Annotated in this window: 18 protein-coding genes; 9 read left to right on the top strand and 9 right to left on the bottom strand. The window is 59.4% G+C overall.

Translation table 11 applies throughout. The features are described 5' to 3' along the window. The first annotated feature begins 41 nt into the window (after positions 1-41). From bioF to FFH21_RS25275, 6 genes are all read left to right on the top strand, one after another. Positions 42-1,232, top strand: coding sequence for an 8-amino-7-oxononanoate synthase (gene bioF, locus FFH21_RS25300; RefSeq protein WP_011169709.1), 1,191 nt, complete (start codon positions 42-44; stop codon positions 1,230-1,232). Beyond that, positions 1,225-1,956 carry an alpha/beta fold hydrolase gene (locus tag FFH21_RS25295; protein WP_004654764.1) on the top strand — a complete coding sequence of 244 codons (732 nt, stop codon included), beginning with the start codon at positions 1,225-1,227 and terminating at the stop codon, positions 1,954-1,956. Before bioF ends, FFH21_RS25295 begins: the two co-directional genes overlap by 8 nt. Continuing rightward, positions 1,949-2,758: a malonyl-ACP O-methyltransferase BioC gene (gene bioC, locus FFH21_RS25290; RefSeq protein WP_011169708.1), complete on the top strand. Its 810-nt coding sequence runs from the start codon at positions 1,949-1,951 to the stop codon at positions 2,756-2,758. The genes FFH21_RS25295 and bioC overlap by 8 nt, the downstream gene beginning before the upstream one ends. A 30-nt stretch (positions 2,759-2,788) precedes the next feature. Then, positions 2,789-3,469 carry a dethiobiotin synthase gene (gene bioD / locus FFH21_RS25285; protein WP_004654760.1) on the top strand — a complete coding sequence of 227 codons (681 nt, stop codon included), beginning with the start codon at positions 2,789-2,791 and terminating at the stop codon, positions 3,467-3,469. Positions 3,470-3,623: 154 nt separating this feature from the next. Continuing rightward, complete coding sequence (locus FFH21_RS25280; protein ID WP_004654758.1) at positions 3,624-3,920, top strand: hypothetical protein; 297 nt, start codon at positions 3,624-3,626, stop codon at positions 3,918-3,920. A 349-nt stretch (positions 3,921-4,269) separates the two neighbouring features. Then, positions 4,270-6,075 carry a phenylacyl-CoA dehydrogenase gene (locus FFH21_RS25275; protein ID WP_011169707.1) on the top strand — a complete coding sequence of 602 codons (1,806 nt, stop codon included), beginning with the start codon at positions 4,270-4,272 and terminating at the stop codon, positions 6,073-6,075. A 16-nt stretch (positions 6,076-6,091) separates the two neighbouring features. Here FFH21_RS25275 and FFH21_RS25270 read toward each other — a convergent pair whose 3' ends face one another. Next, positions 6,092-7,195, bottom strand: a complete 1,104-nt coding sequence (locus tag FFH21_RS25270; RefSeq protein WP_138858483.1) for an IS5-like element ISPsy19 family transposase — start codon at positions 7,193-7,195, stop codon at positions 6,092-6,094. A gap of 438 nt (positions 7,196-7,633) precedes the next feature. Between FFH21_RS25270 and FFH21_RS25265 the strand changes: the two genes are divergently transcribed. From FFH21_RS25265 to FFH21_RS25255, 3 genes are all read left to right on the top strand, one after another. Further along, a complete protein-coding gene (locus FFH21_RS25265) occupies positions 7,634-8,932 on the top strand; it encodes a diguanylate cyclase (protein ID WP_011169706.1) in 1,299 nt (432 codons plus the stop codon). A 172-nt stretch (positions 8,933-9,104) separates the two neighbouring features. Next, positions 9,105-10,883: an acyl-CoA dehydrogenase C-terminal domain-containing protein gene (locus FFH21_RS25260; protein WP_011169705.1), complete on the top strand. Its 1,779-nt coding sequence runs from the start codon at positions 9,105-9,107 to the stop codon at positions 10,881-10,883. Between the two features lie 404 nt (positions 10,884-11,287). Beyond that, positions 11,288-11,449, top strand: a complete 162-nt coding sequence (locus tag FFH21_RS25255) for a YqaE/Pmp3 family membrane protein (protein WP_002555565.1) — start codon at positions 11,288-11,290, stop codon at positions 11,447-11,449. Positions 11,450-11,533: 84 nt separating this feature from the next. Here the strand turns inward: FFH21_RS25255 and FFH21_RS25250 are convergent, their stop codons facing one another. From FFH21_RS25250 to FFH21_RS25215, 8 genes are all read right to left on the bottom strand, one after another. After that, a complete protein-coding gene (locus FFH21_RS25250) occupies positions 11,534-13,360 on the bottom strand; it encodes a S9 family peptidase (protein ID WP_011169703.1) in 1,827 nt (608 codons plus the stop codon). Next, positions 13,323-14,492: a pyrroloquinoline quinone biosynthesis protein PqqE gene (gene pqqE / locus FFH21_RS25245; protein ID WP_004654746.1), complete on the bottom strand. Its 1,170-nt coding sequence runs from the start codon at positions 14,490-14,492 to the stop codon at positions 13,323-13,325. The genes FFH21_RS25250 and pqqE overlap by 38 nt, the downstream gene beginning before the upstream one ends. Beyond that, positions 14,485-14,769: a pyrroloquinoline quinone biosynthesis peptide chaperone PqqD gene (gene pqqD / locus FFH21_RS25240; protein ID WP_004654744.1), complete on the bottom strand. Its 285-nt coding sequence runs from the start codon at positions 14,767-14,769 to the stop codon at positions 14,485-14,487. Before pqqD ends, pqqE begins: the two co-directional genes overlap by 8 nt. Continuing rightward, on the bottom strand, positions 14,766-15,521 hold the full coding sequence (gene pqqC / locus FFH21_RS25235; protein WP_002555561.1) for a pyrroloquinoline-quinone synthase PqqC: 756 nt from the start codon (positions 15,519-15,521) through the stop codon (positions 14,766-14,768). Before pqqC ends, pqqD begins: the two co-directional genes overlap by 4 nt. An 8-nt stretch (positions 15,522-15,529) precedes the next feature. Next, positions 15,530-16,441, bottom strand: a complete 912-nt coding sequence (gene pqqB, locus FFH21_RS25230) for a pyrroloquinoline quinone biosynthesis protein PqqB (RefSeq protein ID WP_004654742.1) — start codon at positions 16,439-16,441, stop codon at positions 15,530-15,532. 88 nt (positions 16,442-16,529) lie between these two features. Further along, positions 16,530-16,604 (bottom strand): pyrroloquinoline quinone precursor peptide PqqA, encoded by a 75-nt coding sequence (gene pqqA / locus FFH21_RS25225; protein ID WP_003422658.1) that lies wholly within the window; start codon positions 16,602-16,604, stop codon positions 16,530-16,532. A gap of 135 nt (positions 16,605-16,739) precedes the next feature. Continuing rightward, complete coding sequence (gene pqqF / locus FFH21_RS25220; protein WP_004663414.1) at positions 16,740-19,049, bottom strand: pyrroloquinoline quinone biosynthesis protein PqqF; 2,310 nt, start codon at positions 19,047-19,049, stop codon at positions 16,740-16,742. Between the two features lie 182 nt (positions 19,050-19,231). Continuing rightward, the gene (locus tag FFH21_RS25215) at positions 19,232-20,026 is read right to left on the bottom strand and encodes a carbon-nitrogen hydrolase family protein (protein WP_011169701.1); all 795 of its coding nucleotides are present in this window, start codon (positions 20,024-20,026) and stop codon (positions 19,232-19,234) included. Positions 20,027-20,036: the final 10 nt, after the last annotated feature.

The following is a 20,036-nucleotide window of genomic DNA, read 5'->3' as shown; positions in this document are numbered from 1 at the left end:
CCGGCCCGTTTTGAACTGCCATCTTTCGGACCGGGGCCTGCATGTCTTTCGATCTCCGCACGCGCCTCGACGCCCGTCGCGCCGAACATCTCTACCGTCAGCGCCCCTTGCTGCAAAGCCCGCAAGGCCCGCAGGTGGTTGTCGACGGTCAGCCATTGCTGGCGTTCTGCAACAACGATTACATGGGCCTGGCCAACCATCCGGAAGTGATCGCCGCCTGGCAGGCAGGTGCCGAGCGTTGGGGCGTGGGCGGCGGGGCGTCGCATCTGGTGATCGGCCACAGCACGCCGCACCACGAACTGGAAGAAGCGCTGGCCGAGCTGACCGGTCGTCCTCGTGCCTTGTTGTTCTCCAATGGCTACATGGCCAACCTCGGCGCGGTGACAGCCTTGGTCGGGCAGGGCGATACGGTGCTGGAAGACCGCCTCAATCATGCCTCGCTGCTGGATGCCGGTCTGCTCAGCGGCGCACGGTTCTCGCGCTATCTGCACAACGATGTGACCAGCCTGGCAAGCCACCTGGAGAAATCCGTGGGCGATACGCTGGTGGTCACTGACGGTGTGTTCAGCATGGATGGTGACATCGCTGACTTGCCTGCGCTGGCGCAGGCTGCGAAGGCCAAGGGTGCCTGGCTGATGGTGGATGACGCCCACGGATTCGGGCCGCTGGGTGCAAACGGTGCCGGAATCGTCGAGCACTTCGGCCTGAGCATGGAGGATGTGCCGGTACTGGTCGGCACCCTCGGCAAATCGTTCGGCACCTCTGGAGCATTCGTGGCCGGCAGTGAAGAGCTGATCGAAACCTTGATTCAGTTCGCCCGGCCCTACATTTACACCACCAGCCAGCCACCTGCGCTGGCCTGCGCGACCTTGAAAAGCCTGCAATTGCTGCGTACCGAACATTGGCGTCGCGAGCATCTGGCGAGCCTGATCCAGCAGTTTCGTCAGGGTGCCGAGCAGATCGGCCTGCAGTTGATGGACAGCTTTACGCCGATCCAGCCAATCCTGATCGGCGATGCCGGACGGGCTCTGCGTCTGTCGCAGTTGCTACGTGAGCGTGGCTTGCTGGTGACGGCGATTCGTCCGCCGACCGTGCCTGCTGGCAGTGCCCGATTGCGCGTAACGTTGTCTGCCGCACACAGCAAGGCCGACGTACAGCTATTATTAGAGGCTCTGGAGCAGTGCTACCCGCTGCTGGATGCAAGTGAATCCACGGAGCCCGTCCATGCGTGATCGTTTGATTCTACTGCCGGGCTGGGGCTTGGGCGTTTCGCCGCTGGAGCCGCTTGCCGCCGCGTTGCGCGGGCTTGACGGGCACCTGCGGGTCGAAATCGAGCCGTTGCCGGATATCGACAGCTGCGACCTGCCTGACTGGCTCGACGAACTGGACGCCAACCTGCCGGATAACGCCTGGCTGGGCGGCTGGTCGCTGGGCGGCATGCTCGCCGCCGAGCTGGCAGCACGGCGTGGCGAAGGTTGCTGCGGGCTGCTGACCCTGGCCAGTAATGCCTGTTTCGTCACCCAGGGCGCGTGGCCGAATGCGATGCCCGCGCAGGATTTCGATGCGTTTCTGGCCGGCTGTTCCGCTGACCATGACGCGACCCTCAAGCGTTTCAGCCTGTTATGCACCCAAGGCGCAGAAGACTCACGCGGTCTCGCCCGGTTGCTCAAGGCTGGCGCGCCGCACAGCTCCAAAACCGCTTTGGTCGACGGCCTGAAGATACTCCAGCAACTCGATACACGTGGCGCGCTGCAAACCTATCGCGGCCCGCAACTGCACCTGTTTGCCGGACTTGATGCGTTCGTGCCGGCTGAAGCAGCAAGTGATCTGCTGGCCTTGTTGCCGGATGTCGAGGTCGGTCTGATCGAACAGGCCAGCCATGCATTCCTTGTGGAAAACCCCCACGGAGTAGCCGCTGCGATTCACGCCTTTCTGCACGAGTTGGACGATGACTGATCTTTCTATGCCCAAACCGCCCTCTGTCCTGCCGGACAAACGACAGGTCGCCGCGTCTTTTTCCCGGGCCGCGGGCAGCTATGAGAGCGTGGCCGAACTACAGCGCAGCGTCGGCAGCGAGCTGCTGTCTCGTCTGCCTGCGCAGTTCAGTCCGGTTCGCTGGCTGGATCTGGGGAGCGGCACTGGCTATTTCAGCCGGGCACTGGATCAGGTTTTCAGTGGCAGCGAAGGCATCGCGCTGGATATCGCCGAAGGCATGTTGCGCCATGCGCAGCCATTGGGCGGTGCACAGCACTTTGTGGCAGGTGATGCCGAGCACCTGCCACTGCGTGATCAGAGTTGCGGGCTGATTTTCTCCAGCCTCGCTGTGCAGTGGTGTGCGGATTTCGCCGCGGTGCTCCGTGAGGCTCACCGGGTATTGCAACCAAGCGGTGTGTTTGCCTTCGCCAGCCTGTGCGTCGGCACGTTGTACGAGTTGCGCGACAGCTGGCAGGCAGTCGACGGCCAGGTTCATGTAAACCGCTTTCGTCACGAGGATGATTATCGTCAGTTGTGCGCTGCCAGCGGTTTACAGGTGCGCAGCCTGGATGTGTGCCCGCAGGTGTTGCATTACCCCGATGTGCGCAGCCTGACGCATGAGCTGAAAGCGCTCGGGGCGCACAACCTCAACCCTGGGCGGCCCAGTGGCCTGACCGGACGCGAGCGGATCAAGGGCATGGTTCAGGCCTACGAAGCCTTCCGTCAGGAAGCCGGTCTGCCCGCTACCTATCAAGTGGTGTACGCGGTGCTTGAAAAAGCCTGACGGCTCCACGTCATAAGGAAGATTACCGAGATGAGCGCTGCTTATTTCATCACCGGAACCGATACCGATGCTGGCAAGACCACGGTAGCTGCCGGTTTGCTGCATGCCGCCCGCTTGAAGGGCTTGAGCACCGCAGCGGGCAAGCCTGTGGCATCCGGTTGCGTAGTGACTGCACAGGGACTACGCAATTCCGACGCGCTGGCGTTACAAGCCGAGTGCTCTGTCGAGCTGGATTACGATGAAGTCAATCCGCTGGCTTTCGAACCGGCCATTGCGCCGCATCTGGCCGCGTGCGAGGCAGGTGTCGTGTTGACGGTCGACTCGTTGCTGAAGCCGATGCAGCATATTCTGGATAAACAGGCCGACTTCACCTTGATTGAAGGCGCAGGCGGCTGGCGCGTGCCCTTGGCCGGGCAGAGCAACCTGTCTGATCTGGCCATTGCACTGGATCTGCCGATCATTCTGGTGGTGGGCGTGCGTCTGGGCTGTATCAATCATGCGCTGCTGACTGCCGAAGCCATCGCCCGGGACGGTCTGCACCTGGCAGGCTGGGTGGCCAACGTCATAGACGCAAACACCTCGCGGCTTGAGGAAAACCTCGCCACGCTGGTCGAGCGTCTGCCTGCACCCTGTCTTGGACGCGTGCCCCGATTGAACGAGGCGAGCGCCGGAAATGTGGCGCAATACCTTGAATTAGGGCAACTGCGCTGACAGCGACGCTATCTTGCTGACAGGCAACGTTGTTTTGGTTTTTTCAAGAGTCAGGCTATCATGCGGCCTAGTGCCATTAGTCTATTTGTCGAGTATTTCTGCGCAAATGCTGGTTCAATGGCACGTGTTCGTTTTTTGAACTGAGGATCGGCTTATGCAAATCACCATGAACAACACCCTTTATCCGGGCCTGAGCGCTATGCAGGTCGGGCAAGGTCGTGTGGATCAGGCGGCCACCCAGATCGCCAGCTCCAATATCGAAGTGTCTGGCAGAAGCCAGTCTTCCGACTTTCAGCTCGAAAACCTGCGTTCCGTCGACCGCAGCCAGCGTTCTGACCTGTCTGCCAATATTGTCGAGCTCAACGCCGGTAAGAGTCAGGTCGAAGCCGGGGTTGCGGTTCAAAAGGCCAGCGACGAAGCGCTTGGCACTCTGATCGACACTTACGCTTAACATCCTGTGTTCTAAAGCTTCGTGTAACGCCCACGCCGTGCCACACCTGCACGGCGTCGTTTGCTGAATTGCCTGCCATCACCCTCCTGTATCGCCCCCGTAACACCTTCCGCCCCCCTACTAAACTTGCGCTTACGTTTTTCCTGCGCCTGATGCCTTTGTCTGCGCGGTCTGTGGAGCAGCGTGGACGAATGGTGCGCGCTTCGCTATTGACAAGGTTTAGGCGTAAACGTATGTTTCAAACACCTGTTTGACCGCAAGGCATACGAGATTGTCTGGTGCTTGAGGCTATGCTTTCAGCGACCGCCCGGTCATTCGTTCCAGGATTCATCAGCAGAGGTTTATCGCTATGCCTGACTACAAGGCCCCCTTGCGTGATATTCGTTTCGTCCGTGATGAGCTGCTCGGTTATGAAGCGCACTATCAAAGTCTGCCAGCCTGTCATGACGCCACCCCGGACATGGTCGACGCCATTCTCGAAGAGGGTGCCAAGTTCTGCGAGCAGGTTCTGGCACCGCTGAACCGGGTGGGCGATACCGAGGGCTGCACCTGGAGCGAGTCGGGCGTGAAGACACCGACCGGTTTCAAGCAGGCTTACAAGCAATTTGTCGAGGGCGGTTGGCCGAGTCTGGCGCATGACGTTGCGCATGGCGGCCAGGGCTTGCCCGAGTCGCTGGGTCTGGCAGTGAGCGAGATGGTCGGCGAAGCGAACTGGTCGTGGGGCATGTACCCTGGTCTGTCGCATGGTGCGATGAACACCATCTCCGAGCACGGCACCCCCGAGCAGCAGGACGCCTACCTGACCAAGCTGGTCTCCGGCGAATGGACCAGCACCATGTGCCTGACCGAATCCCACTGCGGCACTGACCTGGGCATGCTGCGCACCAGGGCTGAACCTCAGGCTGACGGGACCTACAAGGTTACCGGCACCAAGATTTTCATTTCCGCTGGCGAACACGACATGGCCGATAACATCGTCCACATCGTGCTGGCGCGTCTGCCGGACGCACCGGCTGGCACCAAAGGCATTTCGCTGTTCATCGTGCCCAAGTTCCTCTCGGCGGCTGATGGCAGCATCGGTGAGCGCAACGCGGTTAACTGTGGCTCCATCGAACACAAGATGGGCATCCACGGCAACGCCACCTGCGTGATGAACTTCGACGGCGCTACCGGCTACCTGATCGGCCCGCCGAACAAGGGTCTGAACTGCATGTTCACGTTCATGAACACCGCGCGTCTGGGCACTGCACTGCAAGGTCTGGCGCATGCCGAAGTGGCCTTCCAGGGCGGCCTGCAATATGCCCGTGACCGTCTGCAGATGCGTTCGTTGACCGGCCCTAAAGCACCGGACAAGGCCGCTGACCCGATCATCGTCCATCCAGACGTGCGCCGCATGCTGCTGACCATGAAGGCTTTCGCCGAAGGCACGCGTGCCATGGTGTACTTCACGGCCAAACAGGTCGATATCGTCAAGTACAGCGAAGACCCGGAGCAAAAGAAAGCCGCCGACGCCTTGCTGGCGTTCATGACGCCGATTGCCAAGGCTTTCATGACCGAAGTGGGCTTTGAAGCCGCCAACCACGGCGTGCAGATCTACGGTGGTCACGGTTTCATTGCCGAGTGGGGCATGGAACAGAACGTTCGCGACAGCCGGATTTCGATGCTGTACGAAGGCACCACTGGCATTCAGGCTCTCGACCTGCTGGGCCGTAAAGTGCTGATGACTCAGGGCGAAGCGCTCAAGGGCTTCACCAAGATCGTCCACAAGTTCTGCCAGGGCAATGAGGGTAACGAAGCGGTGCAGGAGTTCGTGACGCCGTTGGCCGCGCTGAACAAGGAGTGGGGCGACCTGACCCTGAAAGTCGGCATGGCGGCCATGAAGGATCGCGAAGAAGTCGGCGCCGCTTCGGTGGATTACATCATGTTCTCCGGTTATGCCTGCCTGGCGTACTTCTGGGCCGACATGGCGCGTCTTGCGGCCGAGAAGCTGGCTGCCGGTACATCGGACGAGGCGTTCTACCGCGCCAAGATCCAGACCGCGCGCTTCTACTTCCAGCGCATCCTGCCGCGCACTCGCACGCATGTTGCTGCGATCCTGTCGGGCGCTGCCAACCTGATGGACATGAAAGAGGAAGACTTCGGCCTGGCTTACTAAGAGGGTGTAGACAAAATCATGTAGTGAGTCGGCGCGCGAGTATTCGAGCCTCGGCCAACCAAACCCATGCCTCGCTTACCGCAAAAAGGCGATCATGATGCATGATCAGTCGCCGAGCTCTCTCATTCCAGGCATGAGTTCGCTCCACTACCCATCGCTTGGGCATGACCACAAATCCAGTCTGAACAGGCTCCACGGAAAATAGATCGCCTTGTTCAGAGTGCCATTGCCCTGTTCTTCTGTTATTCGGGCCACGGATCACTTGAACATCGATAGCGTGCAGTTGATGGGTGCGCTGTGCCCATTTTCCTGCGTACGCACTATCAACAAAAAGCGTGCTCAGTGACGGATATTTTTCCTTCGAGTACGCCACCGCATCATCCGCCGCGTCACGATCCTGCACGCTTGCAGCACTGATACTGACAGCCAGCAGCAGGCCCAATGTATCGACAATCAGACTTCGTTTACGCCCCTTGACTTTTTTGCCTGCGTCGTAGCCGCTGTCACCGCCTTGAGGAGAACTGCGGGTCGACTGTGAATCCAGGATCGCTGCTGACGGGCTGTCAGCGCGTTCTTCCCGCTCACGCCATTGAGCTCGCAAGCGATCATGCATTTGCTCGAACTTGCCTTGAGCGCTCCACCGGCGGAACGTTTTGTAGACATTGTCCCAATGAGGAAAATCGCGGGGTAGCATTCGCCATGAGCACCCCGTGCGTACGACATAGCAACAGGCTTCCAGCAACGTGCGCCGAGAGTGAAGCGGTGGCACTCCTCGTCCGCCCTGGCTTTCAAACAGGTCGGCGACCAGTGCCCACTCGGTATCTGTCAAGCAACTCGGATATAGCTGCTCCGGCAGTTGGCGGCGGTGGGTTTCATTGTAGCCATAGGCTTTATTAGGTTCAGGTGACTGAAAACTTCCCTTGGCCCGCTGCTTTACACGCGTAATCCCTGCCATTTTCAACGCTTTTGCAAAGGTGTCGGGATGCGCAGTGATACCGGTTTCGGCGAAGAATACGAGCGCCAATTCGGCCTGGCTGGAATAGGGCTGTGCATGAGCGAGTTTCACCAGCACGAGATAGTGCTCGGCGGCAATCGAGCGAGGACGTCCGGTTTTAGGCATGGCTTGAGGGCTATTCAGACAAGGGAGTGAAAGTTTAATTTATTTTGTCTACACCCTCTAAGCCTCGCTGCGGTCATGAAAACCGCCTGATCGCTGATCAGGCGGTTTTTTTATGGGTGCGTTTTGGCTCATTGTTAACACCAATCTCAACGAGACTGTGGGGAGCACTGACCCCGGATAACTCTCGTTCCCATCACTGCGCGTGGTAATGCATTTCGTGACGCTCTGCGTCACATCGCAGCCATGGCGCACTATTCAATCCGGTCCGAGATACAGATAGCACCAACGCCCGCGACTTCCGCAATAAACATTTCCCACCTCCTGCCGTTACAGAAAGTAGCTCGTTTATTGATCCTGCCGATGCATTGTTCGCTGGCGGAGGGCACAATGCCATCAGGCCAGCCATTCATTCAGATGCCGGGTAGGAGATAACCCCTTTTGTTGCGTCCATCAGCTGCGCGATTGAGTCATTTTTTGCCTTCACTGGGTCTGCTGGTGGCGGGGCTTGCGGCTGCGTACGTAAAGGACCTGACCGTCTTCTTCACATCGCTTTTCAATGTGCTGCCCACGCTGGTCCTGCTGTTGGGCGGTGCGTATTGCTGTGTTTACCGGCGTCAGCGCGAGCTGTTTCTGATGCTCACGGTGTATATCGCCTACTACCTGCTGGATACCCAGACCGATTTTTACCGCGATAACGGCAAGGTCCGTGAGGATGCGGCGGTGATTTTCCACCTGGTCTGCCTGCTGCTGCCGGTGCTGTTCGGGCTGTATGCCGCGTGGGAAGAACGTACCCATCTGTTTCAGGACATGGTCGCGCGGCTCGCGGTATTGGTGGCGGTAGGCAGTGTGGCGCTGGGTCTTGAACAGAGTTATCCGGTCGAACTGCAACTCTGGCTGGCCGACATCCGCTGGCCTGCATTGCACGGTGCCTGGATGAGTCTGATTCAGCTGTCCTATGCCATGTTCCTGGTGTCATTCGGGGTGTTGATCTGGCAATACCTGGAAAAACCGCGACCGCTGCACGCCGCGCAGATTGTTGGCCTGCTGGGATTGTTCTGGGCACTGCCGAAAACCTTCATCCTGCCGTTCACGCTGAATATCCTCTGCAGTCAGGTGATGCTGATGATTGCCGCCGCCGTGGCTCACGAGGCGTATCAGATGGCCTTCCGGGATGAACTGACCGGACTGCCTGGTCGCCGGGCGCTCAATGAACGCATGCAGCGTCTGGGACGCAACTATGTGCTGGCGATGAGCGACGTGGATCACTTCAAGAAATTCAACGACACCCACGGCCACGATGTGGGCGATCAGGTGCTGCGTCTGGTGGCCAGCAAGCTGTCAAAAATCACCAACGGTGGTGGCAAGGCGTATCGCTATGGGGGCGAAGAGTTCGCCATCGTGTTTGCCGCCAAGACCATTGATGAATGCATGCCGCATCTGGAAGCCATCCGCGAGACCATCGCCAATTACGAGATTCAGTTGCGCAACAAGGACAGTCGCCCTCAGGATGATCAGCAAGGCCGACAACGCCGTGGTGGAGCGCAGGCAGGCAGCGTGTCGGTAACGGTCAGTATCGGCGTTGCCGAGCGCCAGCCGGAACATCGCACGCCGGAAGAGGTGCTCAAGAGTGCTGACCAGGCGCTGTATGCGGCCAAGGGGGCCGGGCGCAACTGTGTGGTCGCTTACGGGCAGTTGAACCGGCGCGGCGCTGTTCGTACAACTGAAGCGGCCACCTGAACCAATCCTGCTATTTTTCCCCGTGACCTGCTGTGACTATTCAGTCATGACACGACCCTATGTCTCTGAAATGTTGTTCGGGTAGACTCGTGAAACTCGACTGCTGATCTGCGTCTCTGCATGCATCGATCAGCCTCCAACAGAATTTCGCTCCGTGTTCACGAGGTTTGCCATGGCTGACTACAAAGCGCCACTGCGCGATATGCGCTTCGTCCTCAATGAAGTCTTCGAGGTTTCAAAGCTCTGGGCTCAACTGCCCGAGCTGGCCGAAACAGTCGATGCTGAAACGGTCGAAGCCATTCTCGAAGAAGCCGGTAAAGTGACCAGCAAGACCATTGCGCCGCTGAGCCGTAACGGTGACGAGGAGGGCTGCCACTGGAAGGACACCGTCGTCACCACACCTGCAGGTTTTCCCGAGGCCTATAAGACCTACGCTGAGGGCGGCTGGGTCGGTGTAGGCGGCAATCCCGAGTTTGGCGGCATGGGCATGCCCAAGGTGGTGTCGGCTCAGGTCGAAGAGATGCTCAACTCTGCCAGCCTGGCGTTCGGTCTGTACGCGATGCTCACGTCCGGCGCCTGCGTATCGATAGACACCCACGCCAGCGAAGCGCTCAAGACCAAATTTCTGCCCAATATGTATTCAGGCGTCTGGGCCGGTTCGATGTGCCTGACCGAGGCCCACGCCGGTACCGATCTGGGCATCATTCGGACCCGCGCCGAACCGCAGGCTGACGGTGACTACAAGATCACCGGCAGCAAGATTTTCATCACAGGCGGCGAACACGACCTGACCGAAAACATCATTCATCTGGTCTTGGCCAAGTTTCCGGATGCACCTCCTGGGCCGAAAGGCATTTCGCTGTTTCTGGTGCCCAAGTTCATGGTCGGCGACGACGGCAGCCTTGGCGAGCGCAACACCGTCAGCTGTGGCTCGATCGAGCACAAAATGGGTATCCAGGCTTCGGCGACCTGCGTGATGAACTTCGACGACGCTACCGGCTACCTGATCGGCGAACCGAACAAAGGGCTGGCGGCGATGTTCACAATGATGAACTACGAGCGTCTGGGCGTTGGTATTCAGGGCCTGGCGTCGGGCGTGCGGTCTTACCAGAGCGCCGTCGAGTATGCGCTGGATCGTTTACAGAGCCGCGCCCCGACCGGAGCGCAGAACAAGGACAAGGCTGCTGACCCGATCATCGTCCACCCCGACGTGCGTCGCATGCTGTTGACCATGAAGGCGTTCAACGAAGGCGGTCGTGCGTTTTCCAGCTACGTCGCCCTGCAACTGGATATCGCCAAGTTCAGCGAAGACGATGCCGCGCGCAAGCGTGCCGATGATCTGGTGGCGCTGCTGACCCCGGTCGCCAAGGCGTTCCTGAGTGATATCGGTCTGGAAACCACTGTTCATGGCCAGCAGGTTTTCGGCGGTCACGGTTACATCCGCGAGTGGGGCCAGGAACAGCTGGTACGTGACGTGCGCATTACGCAGATCTACGAAGGCACCAATGGCATTCAGGCGCTGGACCTGGTGGGGCGCAAGATCGTTGGTTCGAACGGCGCTTTCTATCAGCTGTTTTCGGATGAAGTGCGCCAGTTCATCAATGGCGCGGATGGCGCACTTAACGAGTTCGCCCAGCCGCTGGCAAAAGCCTTGAACATGCTGGATGAGCTGACTGGCTGGGTGCTGGACCGCTCGCGCGGTAATCCCAATGAAATCGGCGCAGCCTCTGTGGAATATCTGCATCTGTTCGGTTACACGGCGTATGCCTACATGTGGGCCATGATGGCCAAGGCAGCACTCGGTAAAGAGCAGCAGGAGGAGTTCTACGCAAGCAAGATGGGTACTGCACGCTTCTACTTCGCACGTCTGCTGCCGCGTATTCACTCGCTGGACGCCTCGGTGCGCGCGGGCAGCGATTCGCTGTACCTGTTGAAGGCGTCACAATTCTGACCTGCAAAAGCCTTGTAAGCATTTGCTTACACTGCGTGGTGCCAATTGACCTCTTCCCAAGAAAGGGATCCAAAGTTAATCTTTGTTCATGGACGTAGCGCAGGACGCGCAACAAGACATAACAGGGACACGTAGGGAAGCCTGCCAGGATGGCGGGGTGAAAGGGAAATCAGGGAAACAGTCTGGAAAGCCCCGCTTCGGCGGGGTTTTCTTTGTCTGCGTTTTAACGATTCTGTTTTCTTTCCGCTCGCAGCACACGATGCTGTGCCCGCAGTGCAACGCTTGTCCTGATCCTCTCCCGAGAAAGAATAATGGCGCGGTGCCAGAGCCGGTTGAACCCTCACCGACGGCTAGGGTCGATTAGCTGTATGGCCAATCAGAGCCAATTCAATCAGGAGCTTTTCATGGACATCATTCGTATCATTTTCGCCATTCTGCTGCCTCCGGTAGGCGTGTTCATGCAAGTAGGCTTTGCTGGCGCTTTTTGGCTGAATATCCTGCTGACCCTGCTGGGTTATATCCCGGGCATCATCCACGCGATCTACATCATCGTCTCGCGCAAGTAACTCTCGCGCAAGTAACAAGGTCGCCCGACCACGCAGTAGCACTCGTTGATCGTTCCCTGCTGCGGGAACGATCACACGGCTTGATCAGGCATCAAGCACATCCCGATAAAAACGCCATTCTTTCTCCAGAGCATCTGCCAGGTTACCCGCCTTGTGGAATCCATGATGCTCGTCTGCGTAGAAGTGCGCTTCAGTCTTGATGCCGTTGTCTTGCAGGGCTTTGAGCATGGCCCGGGTCTGTTCGGGCACTACCACGGCATCCAGCTCGCCTTGAAAGAAAATCACCGGCACCTTGATGCGGTCTGCGTGCAACAGCGGCGTTCGGTCCTGATAACGCTCGATGTCCTTGTCCGGGTCGCCGATCAGCCAGTCCAGGTAATCGCCCTCGAATTTATGCGTGGCCCTGGCCAGTGCTACCGGGTCGCTGACGCCATACAGACTGGCACCTGCACGAAACACATCCTTGAAGGCCAATGCACAAAGTGTGGTGTAACCACCCGCGCTGCCGCCGCGAATGAAGGCCTGTCCTTCGTCAATCAGGCCACGTCCCGCCAGATGCGTGACAACCGCACAGGCATCTTCGACGTCCGCCACGCCCCATGCCAGGTGCAGGCCTTGCCGATAGGCGCGACCGTAGCCGCTGCTGCCGCGATAATTGAGGTCTGCCACGGCGAAGCCGCGGTGTGTCCAATACTGAATACGTGGGTCCAGCACCGGGTAGCAGGCGGAAGTCGGGCCGCCATGGATGAACACCACCAATGGCGGTTTTTGCGTGCCGGTCATGGCCGGGTAGAAATAGCCGTAGGCCTCGGCTCCACCGCTGGGATAACGCAGCGGCTGAGGGCGGCTGATCAGTTCGGGCGGCAGCGGCGAGCCTCCCCCGGCAAGCACCTGAACACCGGCGTCGTGGCGAGAAATAGCCAGCACGGCAGATGTGCTCACCGCGGATGCCGCGATGCAATACACGAACTCTTCGTCAATGGCGAGGCTGCGAAAGCGGCTGTAACCAACGCTGAAATCCTCGACGCTGCCGTCAGCCTGACAAAGCCCCAGAACACTGGAGCCGTCTTCGATCCAGCTCGCCAGATAGCCATCGTTGATTGGCAGCCAGGTGCAGCTGCCCAGTTGCCAAGGCGCAGAAGCGTGATCGGCCGGGCTGGCGGGCAGCGGCGCAAACCCGGAAGGCGATTCACCCCACGGCTGCCAGAAGCCAGCGCGATCAGTCAGGCAATGCAGGCGACCCTGGGCGTCAAAACGTGGCTGTTGCAGCGACTCTTGTGCGCCTTCGCCTGCAACACACTGCGCAGTGCCCCAGCTGCCGTCGTCTTGTCTCGCTGCACACATCAAGCGGGTGCTGGTCCACGGTTGATGCGGGCGTTGCCATTCGATCCAGGCCAGGCGCTTGCCGTCGGCGCTGATGATCGGCGCTGCGTAGAAATCAGCGCCTTCTGCCAGCAATCGGCGCTGCCCGTCAGCCAGATCGATAGCGACCAGCCGATGGGTGTTGTGGTCTTCTTCAACGGCTAGAATCTGACCACCGCTAAAGAACAGGCCGCCATAACGCTTGTCGCCCTCCGTCAGCGCAACCGGCGCGCTGGCGTCCAGCGTCTGGCGGTACAGTTGCTGGTCGCGCTCATTGACGAACACTAGCGCGTCGTCGGCCAGACAGAACGAACCACCACCGTATTCATACACTCGGCTGCGAACGCTGAAGCCTTGTAGCGTCAGGCAGCGCTTGCTGTTCGCGTACCAGTGCCAGATACGACAGGCACCGTCTTCGGGGCGGTATTCGTTCCAGAACAGGCCCGCCGAGCTGACATCCAGTTCGGCGAAGTCGACGCCTGCAGCGACCGCTTGGGCGGCGCTCAGGCGTTCAGGAGGATTTTGCGATGAGTCGTGAGTTTCGGTCATTGCGAAAGGCCAGCTCTTCAATGGTTTGAGTAGCGGTTTCGGACTCGTCACGAGCCTGAGTGATGATCCCGTGGTGATAGGATTTGCTGCACACCGGGTCGGCATTGGCAGCATCGCCAGTCAGCATGAAAGCCTGGCAGCGACATCCGCCGAAGTCCTTTTCCTTTTCGTCACACGAGCGGCACGGCTCGGGCATCCAGTCGTAACCGCGGAAGCGATTGAAGCCGAACGAGTCGTACCAGATGTGCTGCATGCTGTAATCGCGCACGTTGGGGAACTGGATCGGCATCTGCCGTGCGCCGTGGCAGGGCAGCGCTGTGCCATCCGGTGTCACGGTCAGGAAGATATTGCCCCAGCCGTTCATGCATGCCTTGGGACGCTCTTCGTAATAATCAGGCGTGACGAAAATCAGCTTGCACGGATGATTCTCTGCCTCCAGCCGGACGCGGTATTCATTGGTGACGGCTTCGGCGCGGACCAGTTGATCCTTGGTCGGCAGCAGGCCGAGGCGATTCAGGTGCGCCCAGCCATAGAACTGACAGGTGGCCAGTTCGACGAAGTCCGCTTCAAGCGCCAGACACAGCTCGATGATCTTGTCGATGCGGTCGATGTTGTGCCGATGGGTGACGAAATTCAGCACCATCGGGTAGCCGTGCTTTTTGACCGCCTTGGCCATTTCCAGCTTTTGCGCAAAGGCTTTTTTCGAGCCGGCGAGCATGTTGTTGACCTGCTCGTCGCTGGCCTGGAAGCTGATCTGGATATGGTCCAGGCCTGCTTCCTTGAAGGCGATGATCTTTTCTTTTGTCAGGCCGATGCCCGAGGTGATCAGGTTGGTGTAGAAACCCAGGCGCCGGGCTTCGGCGATCAACTCGGCAAGGTCCTGGCGCACCAGCGGTTCGCCGCCGGAAAAGCCGATCTGTGCCGCGCCCATCTCCCGCGCTTCCTGCATGACCTTGAACCACTGCTCGGTGGTCAGCTCCTGGCCCTGTTTGGCAAAATCCAACGGGTTGGAGCAATACGGGCATTGCAATGGGCAGCGATAGGTCAGCTCGGCGAGCAGCCACAGTGGCAGCCCGACCTCGGGAGTGGGCGGTATGTAGGGTGTATTGGTAACGGGGGCAATGTCAGACAAGATCGATCCAGTTTTTCTTTTTGGTGCCTTCCATGAACTCGTCGACGTCCATGCCCAGTTCGGGAACATTGGGGAACTGCTGCTGAAGCTCATGAATGATGGCGGTGATGGTGCGCTTGCCATCGATCAGCCCGCCAATCAGGGCCGCGCTGTCATTGAGTTTGATCATGCCTTCAGGATAGAGCACCACATGCGCCTTTTGCGCAGGCTCGTACTGAAAGCGATAGCCTTGATGCCATTTGGGTGTCAACGCTCGGAACTGCGGATCGTGCTTCATAGCGTAATCCCCTTATGCCAGACCTTTTGGTCTGTAACGCTGTGATACGGCGGGCGGTTCAGCTCGTAGGCCATGGACATCGCATCGAGCATGCTCCACAGGATATCGAGCTTGAACTGCAGGATTTCCAGCATGCGCTGCTGGCCTTCATATGTAGTGTAGTGCTGTAACGTGATGGCGAGGCCGTGTTCCACGTCGCGTCGGGCCTGGCCCAGGCGAGTGCGGAAATACTCGTAGCCTGCCGGGTCGATCCACGGGTAATGCTGCGGCCAGCTGTCCAGGCGCGATTGGTGGATCTGCGGCGCGAACAGTTCGGTCAGCGAGCTGCTGGCCGCTTCCTGCCAGTTGGCGCGGCGGGCGAAGTTCACGTAGGCGTCGACGGCAAAACGCACGCCTGGCAGCACCAGTTCCTGAGAGCGCAGTTGGTCCGGGTCGAGCCCCACGGCCTGGCCGAGGCGCAGCCAGGCTTCAATGCCGCCGTCTTCGCCGGGCGCACCGTCATGATCGAGCAGGCGCTGAATCCACTCGCGACGGATCTCGCGATCCGGGCAGTTGGCCAGAATCGCCGCGTCCTTGAGCGGAATGTTCACCTGATAGTAGAAACGGTTGGCGACCCAGCCCTGAATCTGCTCGCGGGTTGCACGACCCTCGTACATCGCCACATGGTACGGGTGATAGATGTGGTAATAGGCACCCTTGGCGCGCAAGGCCTGTTCGAATTCGGCGGGGGACAGCGCAGTCGCTTCGCTCATGTCAGCTCCTAAAGCTCGATGCTCATGCCATCGAAGGCCACTTCGACGTTGCGACGAACCAGCTCCGCACGTTCCGGGGAGTCTTCGTCGAGAATCGGGTTAGTGTTGTTGATGTGGATAAGCACTTTGCGCTGCTCGGGAAAGCCTTCGAGGACTTCCAGCATGCCACCGGGGCCGTTCTGTGCCAGATGGCCCATTTCCCGGCCGGTACGCGTGCCCACGCCACGGCGCTGCATTTCGTCGTCGTCCCACATTGTGCCGTCGACCAGCAGGCAGTCGGCGTCACGCATTTTCTCGGCCAGTGCTTCATCGACCTTGCCCAGGCCCGGGGCATAGAACAGCTTGCCGCCAGTGCGGGTGTCTTCGACCAGCAGGCCGATGTTGTCGCCCGGGTGCGGGTCGAAACGGTGCGGCGAATATGGTGGTGCGGCGCTGCGCAGCGGGAATGGCGTGAAGCGCAGGTTAGGGCAGGCCGGAATCACAAAGCTGCCCTGTAATTCGATGCGGTTCCAGGTCAGGCCGCCGTTCCAGTGCTTGAGCATTTCGAACAGCGGGAAGCCGGTGCTCAGGTCTTCATGGACCATCTCGGTGCACCAGACCTGGTGCGGGCAGCCTTCGCGCAGGCTGAGCAAACCGGTGGTGTGGTCGATCTGGCTGTCCATCAGCACAATGGCGCTGATGCCGGTGTCGCGCAATGCGCGCCCCGGCTGCATTGGCGCAAAGCCCTGCAGTTGCGCACGGATATCCGGTGAGGCGTTGCACAGCACCCAGTTTATGCCGTCGTCGGACAGCGCAATCGACGACTGGGTCCGCGCCTGAGCACGCAGGCTGCCGTCGCGAAAACCTGCGCAGTTGACGCAGTTGCAGTTCCACTGGGGGAATCCACCACCAGCAGCAGAACCTAGAATCTGGATGTACATGACAGCTCCTGGCACACGTTCTGAAATAAAAAACAGCCACAACCATAAAAAAAGCCCCGGCGAACCGAGGCTTCACAGCGCACTGAAATCAACGGCTTGCGAAGTACATGGTGACTTCAAAACCGATACGCAGATCAGTGTAAGCAGGTTTAGTCCACGACATAAAAATCTCCTCGGATAAGTGCTGCGGTTGGTGACTACATCTTAGTGCATCGCTGAAGGCATACGTTCAGATAGTTAGGGAGCTATGTTACTCAATTTAACAATTGCGCAGGACTGGAATCTGCAGGAAAGACCATTACCGTTCAGGTAAGGATAGCGGGATGGCCGCGTTGGCAGGGCGATTGGCCACGATCAGCCAGCCGCCAGTGGCATTGGTCAGCTGCTCCGTAGCAGTGAGTAACGAGTGTGTATCCAGATTTGACAGAGCGCGTTGCAACGCCTGCGAGTGGCTACCCTGATGGCCGGCAAGATGCGCTTGCCACTGCATGTCCGCCTGCTGCTGGTCCGGCATGCTCGACGGCTCGAATTGGGCTGAAAGGGCTTTTATCTGCTCAGACACATCTGCGTCGCGAACCCGCTCGGGCAATCTGCCGATGAACGTCTCAATGTGCTGAAAAAGCTGCCCTGCGTCGCAGGAGGGTGATTGAACACCAAACAGTAATCCGGTCCTTCCATTGATCTGTCTGATGCCACTGAACACGGCGTAACCCAGTTGCAGCTCGACCCGCAGCCGCTGGTAGAAGAGCGCTTGTGACACGTGCGCGAGCAACCGCCAGGCAGCTTCATCTTCAATGGAGGCCGTAAGGGCCGGGCAAAACACCAGCACTGCGTCTTCCGACGAGGACGATGCTTCAGTCGCCCAGCGTTTGCCTGGGAAAGTGGCGGGCGGCTTTGGCGAGTCTGTTTGCCGAACGCCCGGTGCTGCATTCAATGTGGCGTCTATCAAGGGCTGGCTGGCAGCAGAGAAGCCACTGGCGAAGCTGATCCAGCGCGAAGCCGCCCATACGCTTGGCAGATCGCCAACCGTCAGCTGCGGTTCGCTGCTCAGGTAATGATCGGCAAGCTGTTTGAGCAACTGACGAATCGGAATCAGCTCAGGTTCGTCGCCTGCCAGCGATGCGGGCTCAGCGCGCTGCAGGCGATGCAGGGCGTGTTCGATAACCGCAACCATCGGCTCGCGCAGGCCGTTCAGTTGAAGCTGCCAATAAGGCCCGTAAGCACTGAACGTCATGGTCACACCAGCCTGACGTGCGTCTTCGATCAATGGCTTGAGCCCTGTATCGAGCATCCGCCAGAGGGTTGGCTGCGGGGAGGGCAGTTCCCAGCGCAGATAAAACGCGGCTTCATCGCTGTTGGTAAATGCCGTATCGAGAAACGGATTCGGCGCTGGCAAACGCCAATTGACCTGCTCGATGCTGTGGGTATCTGCGAGTGCGGAGCCGATCAGCGCGTCGGGCGTGAACTGTTCGAGCAGCGCGCGCAATGCCTCTTGGCCTTGCGCGCCTAACTGCGCAGGCGTCTCGCGACAGTAATGATGTGCCAGCGCCAACGCACCGAGCATGTGCAGGCGGCGTTGTTCGAGGCGTTGGTATTGCTCGACCAGCAACGGCCAGTGAGTCTTGAAAAAATCGAGCCAGCTGAAAAACAGGCTGTTGATGGTGAGAGTTTTCGCGAGGGCATCTTTCAGTTCGATATAAAGCAAGAGCTGCCCGCCGAACTGGTACAGCGGTGCGGCTTTCAGGGAGCTGGCAAGGCCCCTGTCGACCAGCTCGGCAATCAGTCCGCCCGGCTGAGTTGCATTAAGCCAGTGACAGAAGAACGCCAGCGCTTCGTCAGACTTGTCCGGCAAGTCCTCAAAGGCAAACAGCAGGTGGTTTTGCTCGTCAGCCTTTGGTCGATTGGCAATCAGCGGTGGGGGCGGTTGTTGTATGGCCTTCAGACCACTGGCGAACATTGCGCCATGGTTGATTGCCAGTGTTTCCAGCTCGGCCATTGGTAGCGGCCCACTCAGGCACAGGGTCATCTGCCCTGCCTGATAGAAGCATCGATAAAAGTCCTGCAACGCCTGTTGAAACGCAGGGTTGGGCACTGACAGGCTGTAACGATTGCCAGCATGAAAGCCGCGCAGCGGATGCTGTGGATTGATCGATGCCAGCCGGCGCGCCTGATCGCGTGATGCGCTATCGCCGACCCAGGCGATGAACTCGGCGTGCAGCACTTCGCGCTCGCGCAGTTGATCGGCCATGGTCATGCGCGGCCGGGCAAGCATGTCGCACAGTCGCTCCAGCCCTTGGGCAAAGACCGCCTGCGGCAGCTCAAAGAAGAAGTCAGTGGTGCGTTCGCGTGTGCTGGCATTGACCTGACCGCCATGGCGCTGCACGAACGTCATCAGGTTTTCGCTGGCAGGGAAGCGCTCGGTGCCGAGGAACAACAGATGCTCCAGAAAATGCGCCAGCCCTGGCCAGGCCCGCGGCGCATCATGGCTGCCCGCCGCGACGCGCAATGAAGCTGCGCAGCGCTTGAGGCGCGGTTCGTGACACAGCACCACATTCAGGCCGTTGGCCAGCGTGAGGCGTTTGATGTCAGAGGAAGGCGGGGCAGGCATGAGGGTGTCCACGGCAGCAGGGAATGCAAAGCATCATGCTAGCGGATAACCGGCGAAGTTCGCGAGCATGGCTGAACCAAGGCAGGACGCGGAGCGTCCAGAACTGCATGCCGACGCGGAGCGTCGCACGATAATCGAGATTGTCACTCCAGTGTAGGAGTGCCGAGCGTGACGCCTCGGGATCAAGTCAGCGACGTATACAGCCCCGGCCGACGATCGACGAAATAGTCGTTCACCGTCCTGGCCTGGGCCAGCAATGCCTTGTTCAGCGTCCCCACCAGCAAGCCTTCGTCCTGACCTGCCAGCAGTGGGCGGCTGCCGTCCGGTGCGCAGAGGCTGCTTAGCCCGCAGTAACGAATCGCGCCTTCGCTGCCGCAATAGTTGGCGTACACCACGTAGCAGTGGTTCTCGAACGCTCGCGCCCGTACCGTCACTTCACAGACAAAGTCGTAAGGCAGCATGTTCGCGGTCGGCACCAGAATCAGTTCGGCCCCTGCCAGCGCAAGCCGACGGGTGTTTTCAGGGAACTCCACGTCGTAGCAAATCAGCATGCCCAGACGCCAGCCGTTCAATTCGACCACCGGGTAATAATCCTCGCCTGCTGCGAACATCGACCTGTCCAGCTCACTGAACAGATGGGTCTTGCGGTAGTTGCACAGACGTGTGCCCCGGCTGTCGATCAACTGCACGGCGTTGTATACCTGTTGATCAGGCCCGCGCTCCGGATAGCCGTACAGAATCGCAATGCCGCTGGCTTGCGCGATGGCGGCAATGCGCGACGCTGCCGGACCATCCTGCGCTTGCGCCAGTTCACTGACCGCCTGTGCACCGATGTTGTAGCCAGTCAGGAACATCTCCGGGCAGATCAGCAGCTGTGCCCCTTGCTCTGCGGCAGCCTGGGCCTGTTTTTCCAGACGCGTCAGGTTGCCGCTTATATCCAGCGGCAACGGCGAGCATTGATACAGCGCAATGCGCATGGTTTTTCCT

This window comes from Pseudomonas sp. KBS0707 (assembly GCF_005937945.2).
In the GTDB taxonomy this organism is placed as follows: domain Bacteria; phylum Pseudomonadota; class Gammaproteobacteria; order Pseudomonadales; family Pseudomonadaceae; genus Aquipseudomonas; species Aquipseudomonas amygdali.
This window is presented reverse-complemented; position numbering and strand designations above follow the sequence as displayed.

Coding starts and splice junctions, on each gene's coding strand:
- FFH21_RS25215 (WP_011169701.1), bottom strand. CDS start 20,026: ATGCGCATTGCGCTGTATCAATGCTCGCCGTTGCCGCTGGATATAAGC.
- FFH21_RS25255 (WP_002555565.1), top strand. CDS start 11,288: ATGGACATCATTCGTATCATTTTCGCCATTCTGCTGCCTCCGGTAGGC.
- FFH21_RS25295 (WP_004654764.1), top strand. CDS start 1,225: ATGCGTGATCGTTTGATTCTACTGCCGGGCTGGGGCTTGGGCGTTTCG.
- bioF (WP_011169709.1), top strand. CDS start 42: ATGTCTTTCGATCTCCGCACGCGCCTCGACGCCCGTCGCGCCGAACAT.
- pqqB (WP_004654742.1), bottom strand. CDS start 16,441: ATGTACATCCAGATTCTAGGTTCTGCTGCTGGTGGTGGATTCCCCCAG.
- FFH21_RS25250 (WP_011169703.1), bottom strand. CDS start 13,360: ATGACCGAAACTCACGACTCATCGCAAAATCCTCCTGAACGCCTGAGC.
- pqqF (WP_004663414.1), bottom strand. CDS start 19,049: ATGCCTGCCCCGCCTTCCTCTGACATCAAACGCCTCACGCTGGCCAAC.
- FFH21_RS25275 (WP_011169707.1), top strand. CDS start 4,270: ATGCCTGACTACAAGGCCCCCTTGCGTGATATTCGTTTCGTCCGTGAT.
- bioD (WP_004654760.1), top strand. CDS start 2,789: ATGAGCGCTGCTTATTTCATCACCGGAACCGATACCGATGCTGGCAAG.
- pqqD (WP_004654744.1), bottom strand. CDS start 14,769: ATGAAGCACGATCCGCAGTTCCGAGCGTTGACACCCAAATGGCATCAA.
- FFH21_RS25280 (WP_004654758.1), top strand. CDS start 3,624: ATGCAAATCACCATGAACAACACCCTTTATCCGGGCCTGAGCGCTATG.
- pqqC (WP_002555561.1), bottom strand. CDS start 15,521: ATGAGCGAAGCGACTGCGCTGTCCCCCGCCGAATTCGAACAGGCCTTG.
- FFH21_RS25270 (WP_138858483.1), bottom strand. CDS start 7,195: ATGCCTAAAACCGGACGTCCTCGCTCGATTGCCGCCGAGCACTATCTC.
- bioC (WP_011169708.1), top strand. CDS start 1,949: ATGACTGATCTTTCTATGCCCAAACCGCCCTCTGTCCTGCCGGACAAA.
- FFH21_RS25260 (WP_011169705.1), top strand. CDS start 9,105: ATGGCTGACTACAAAGCGCCACTGCGCGATATGCGCTTCGTCCTCAAT.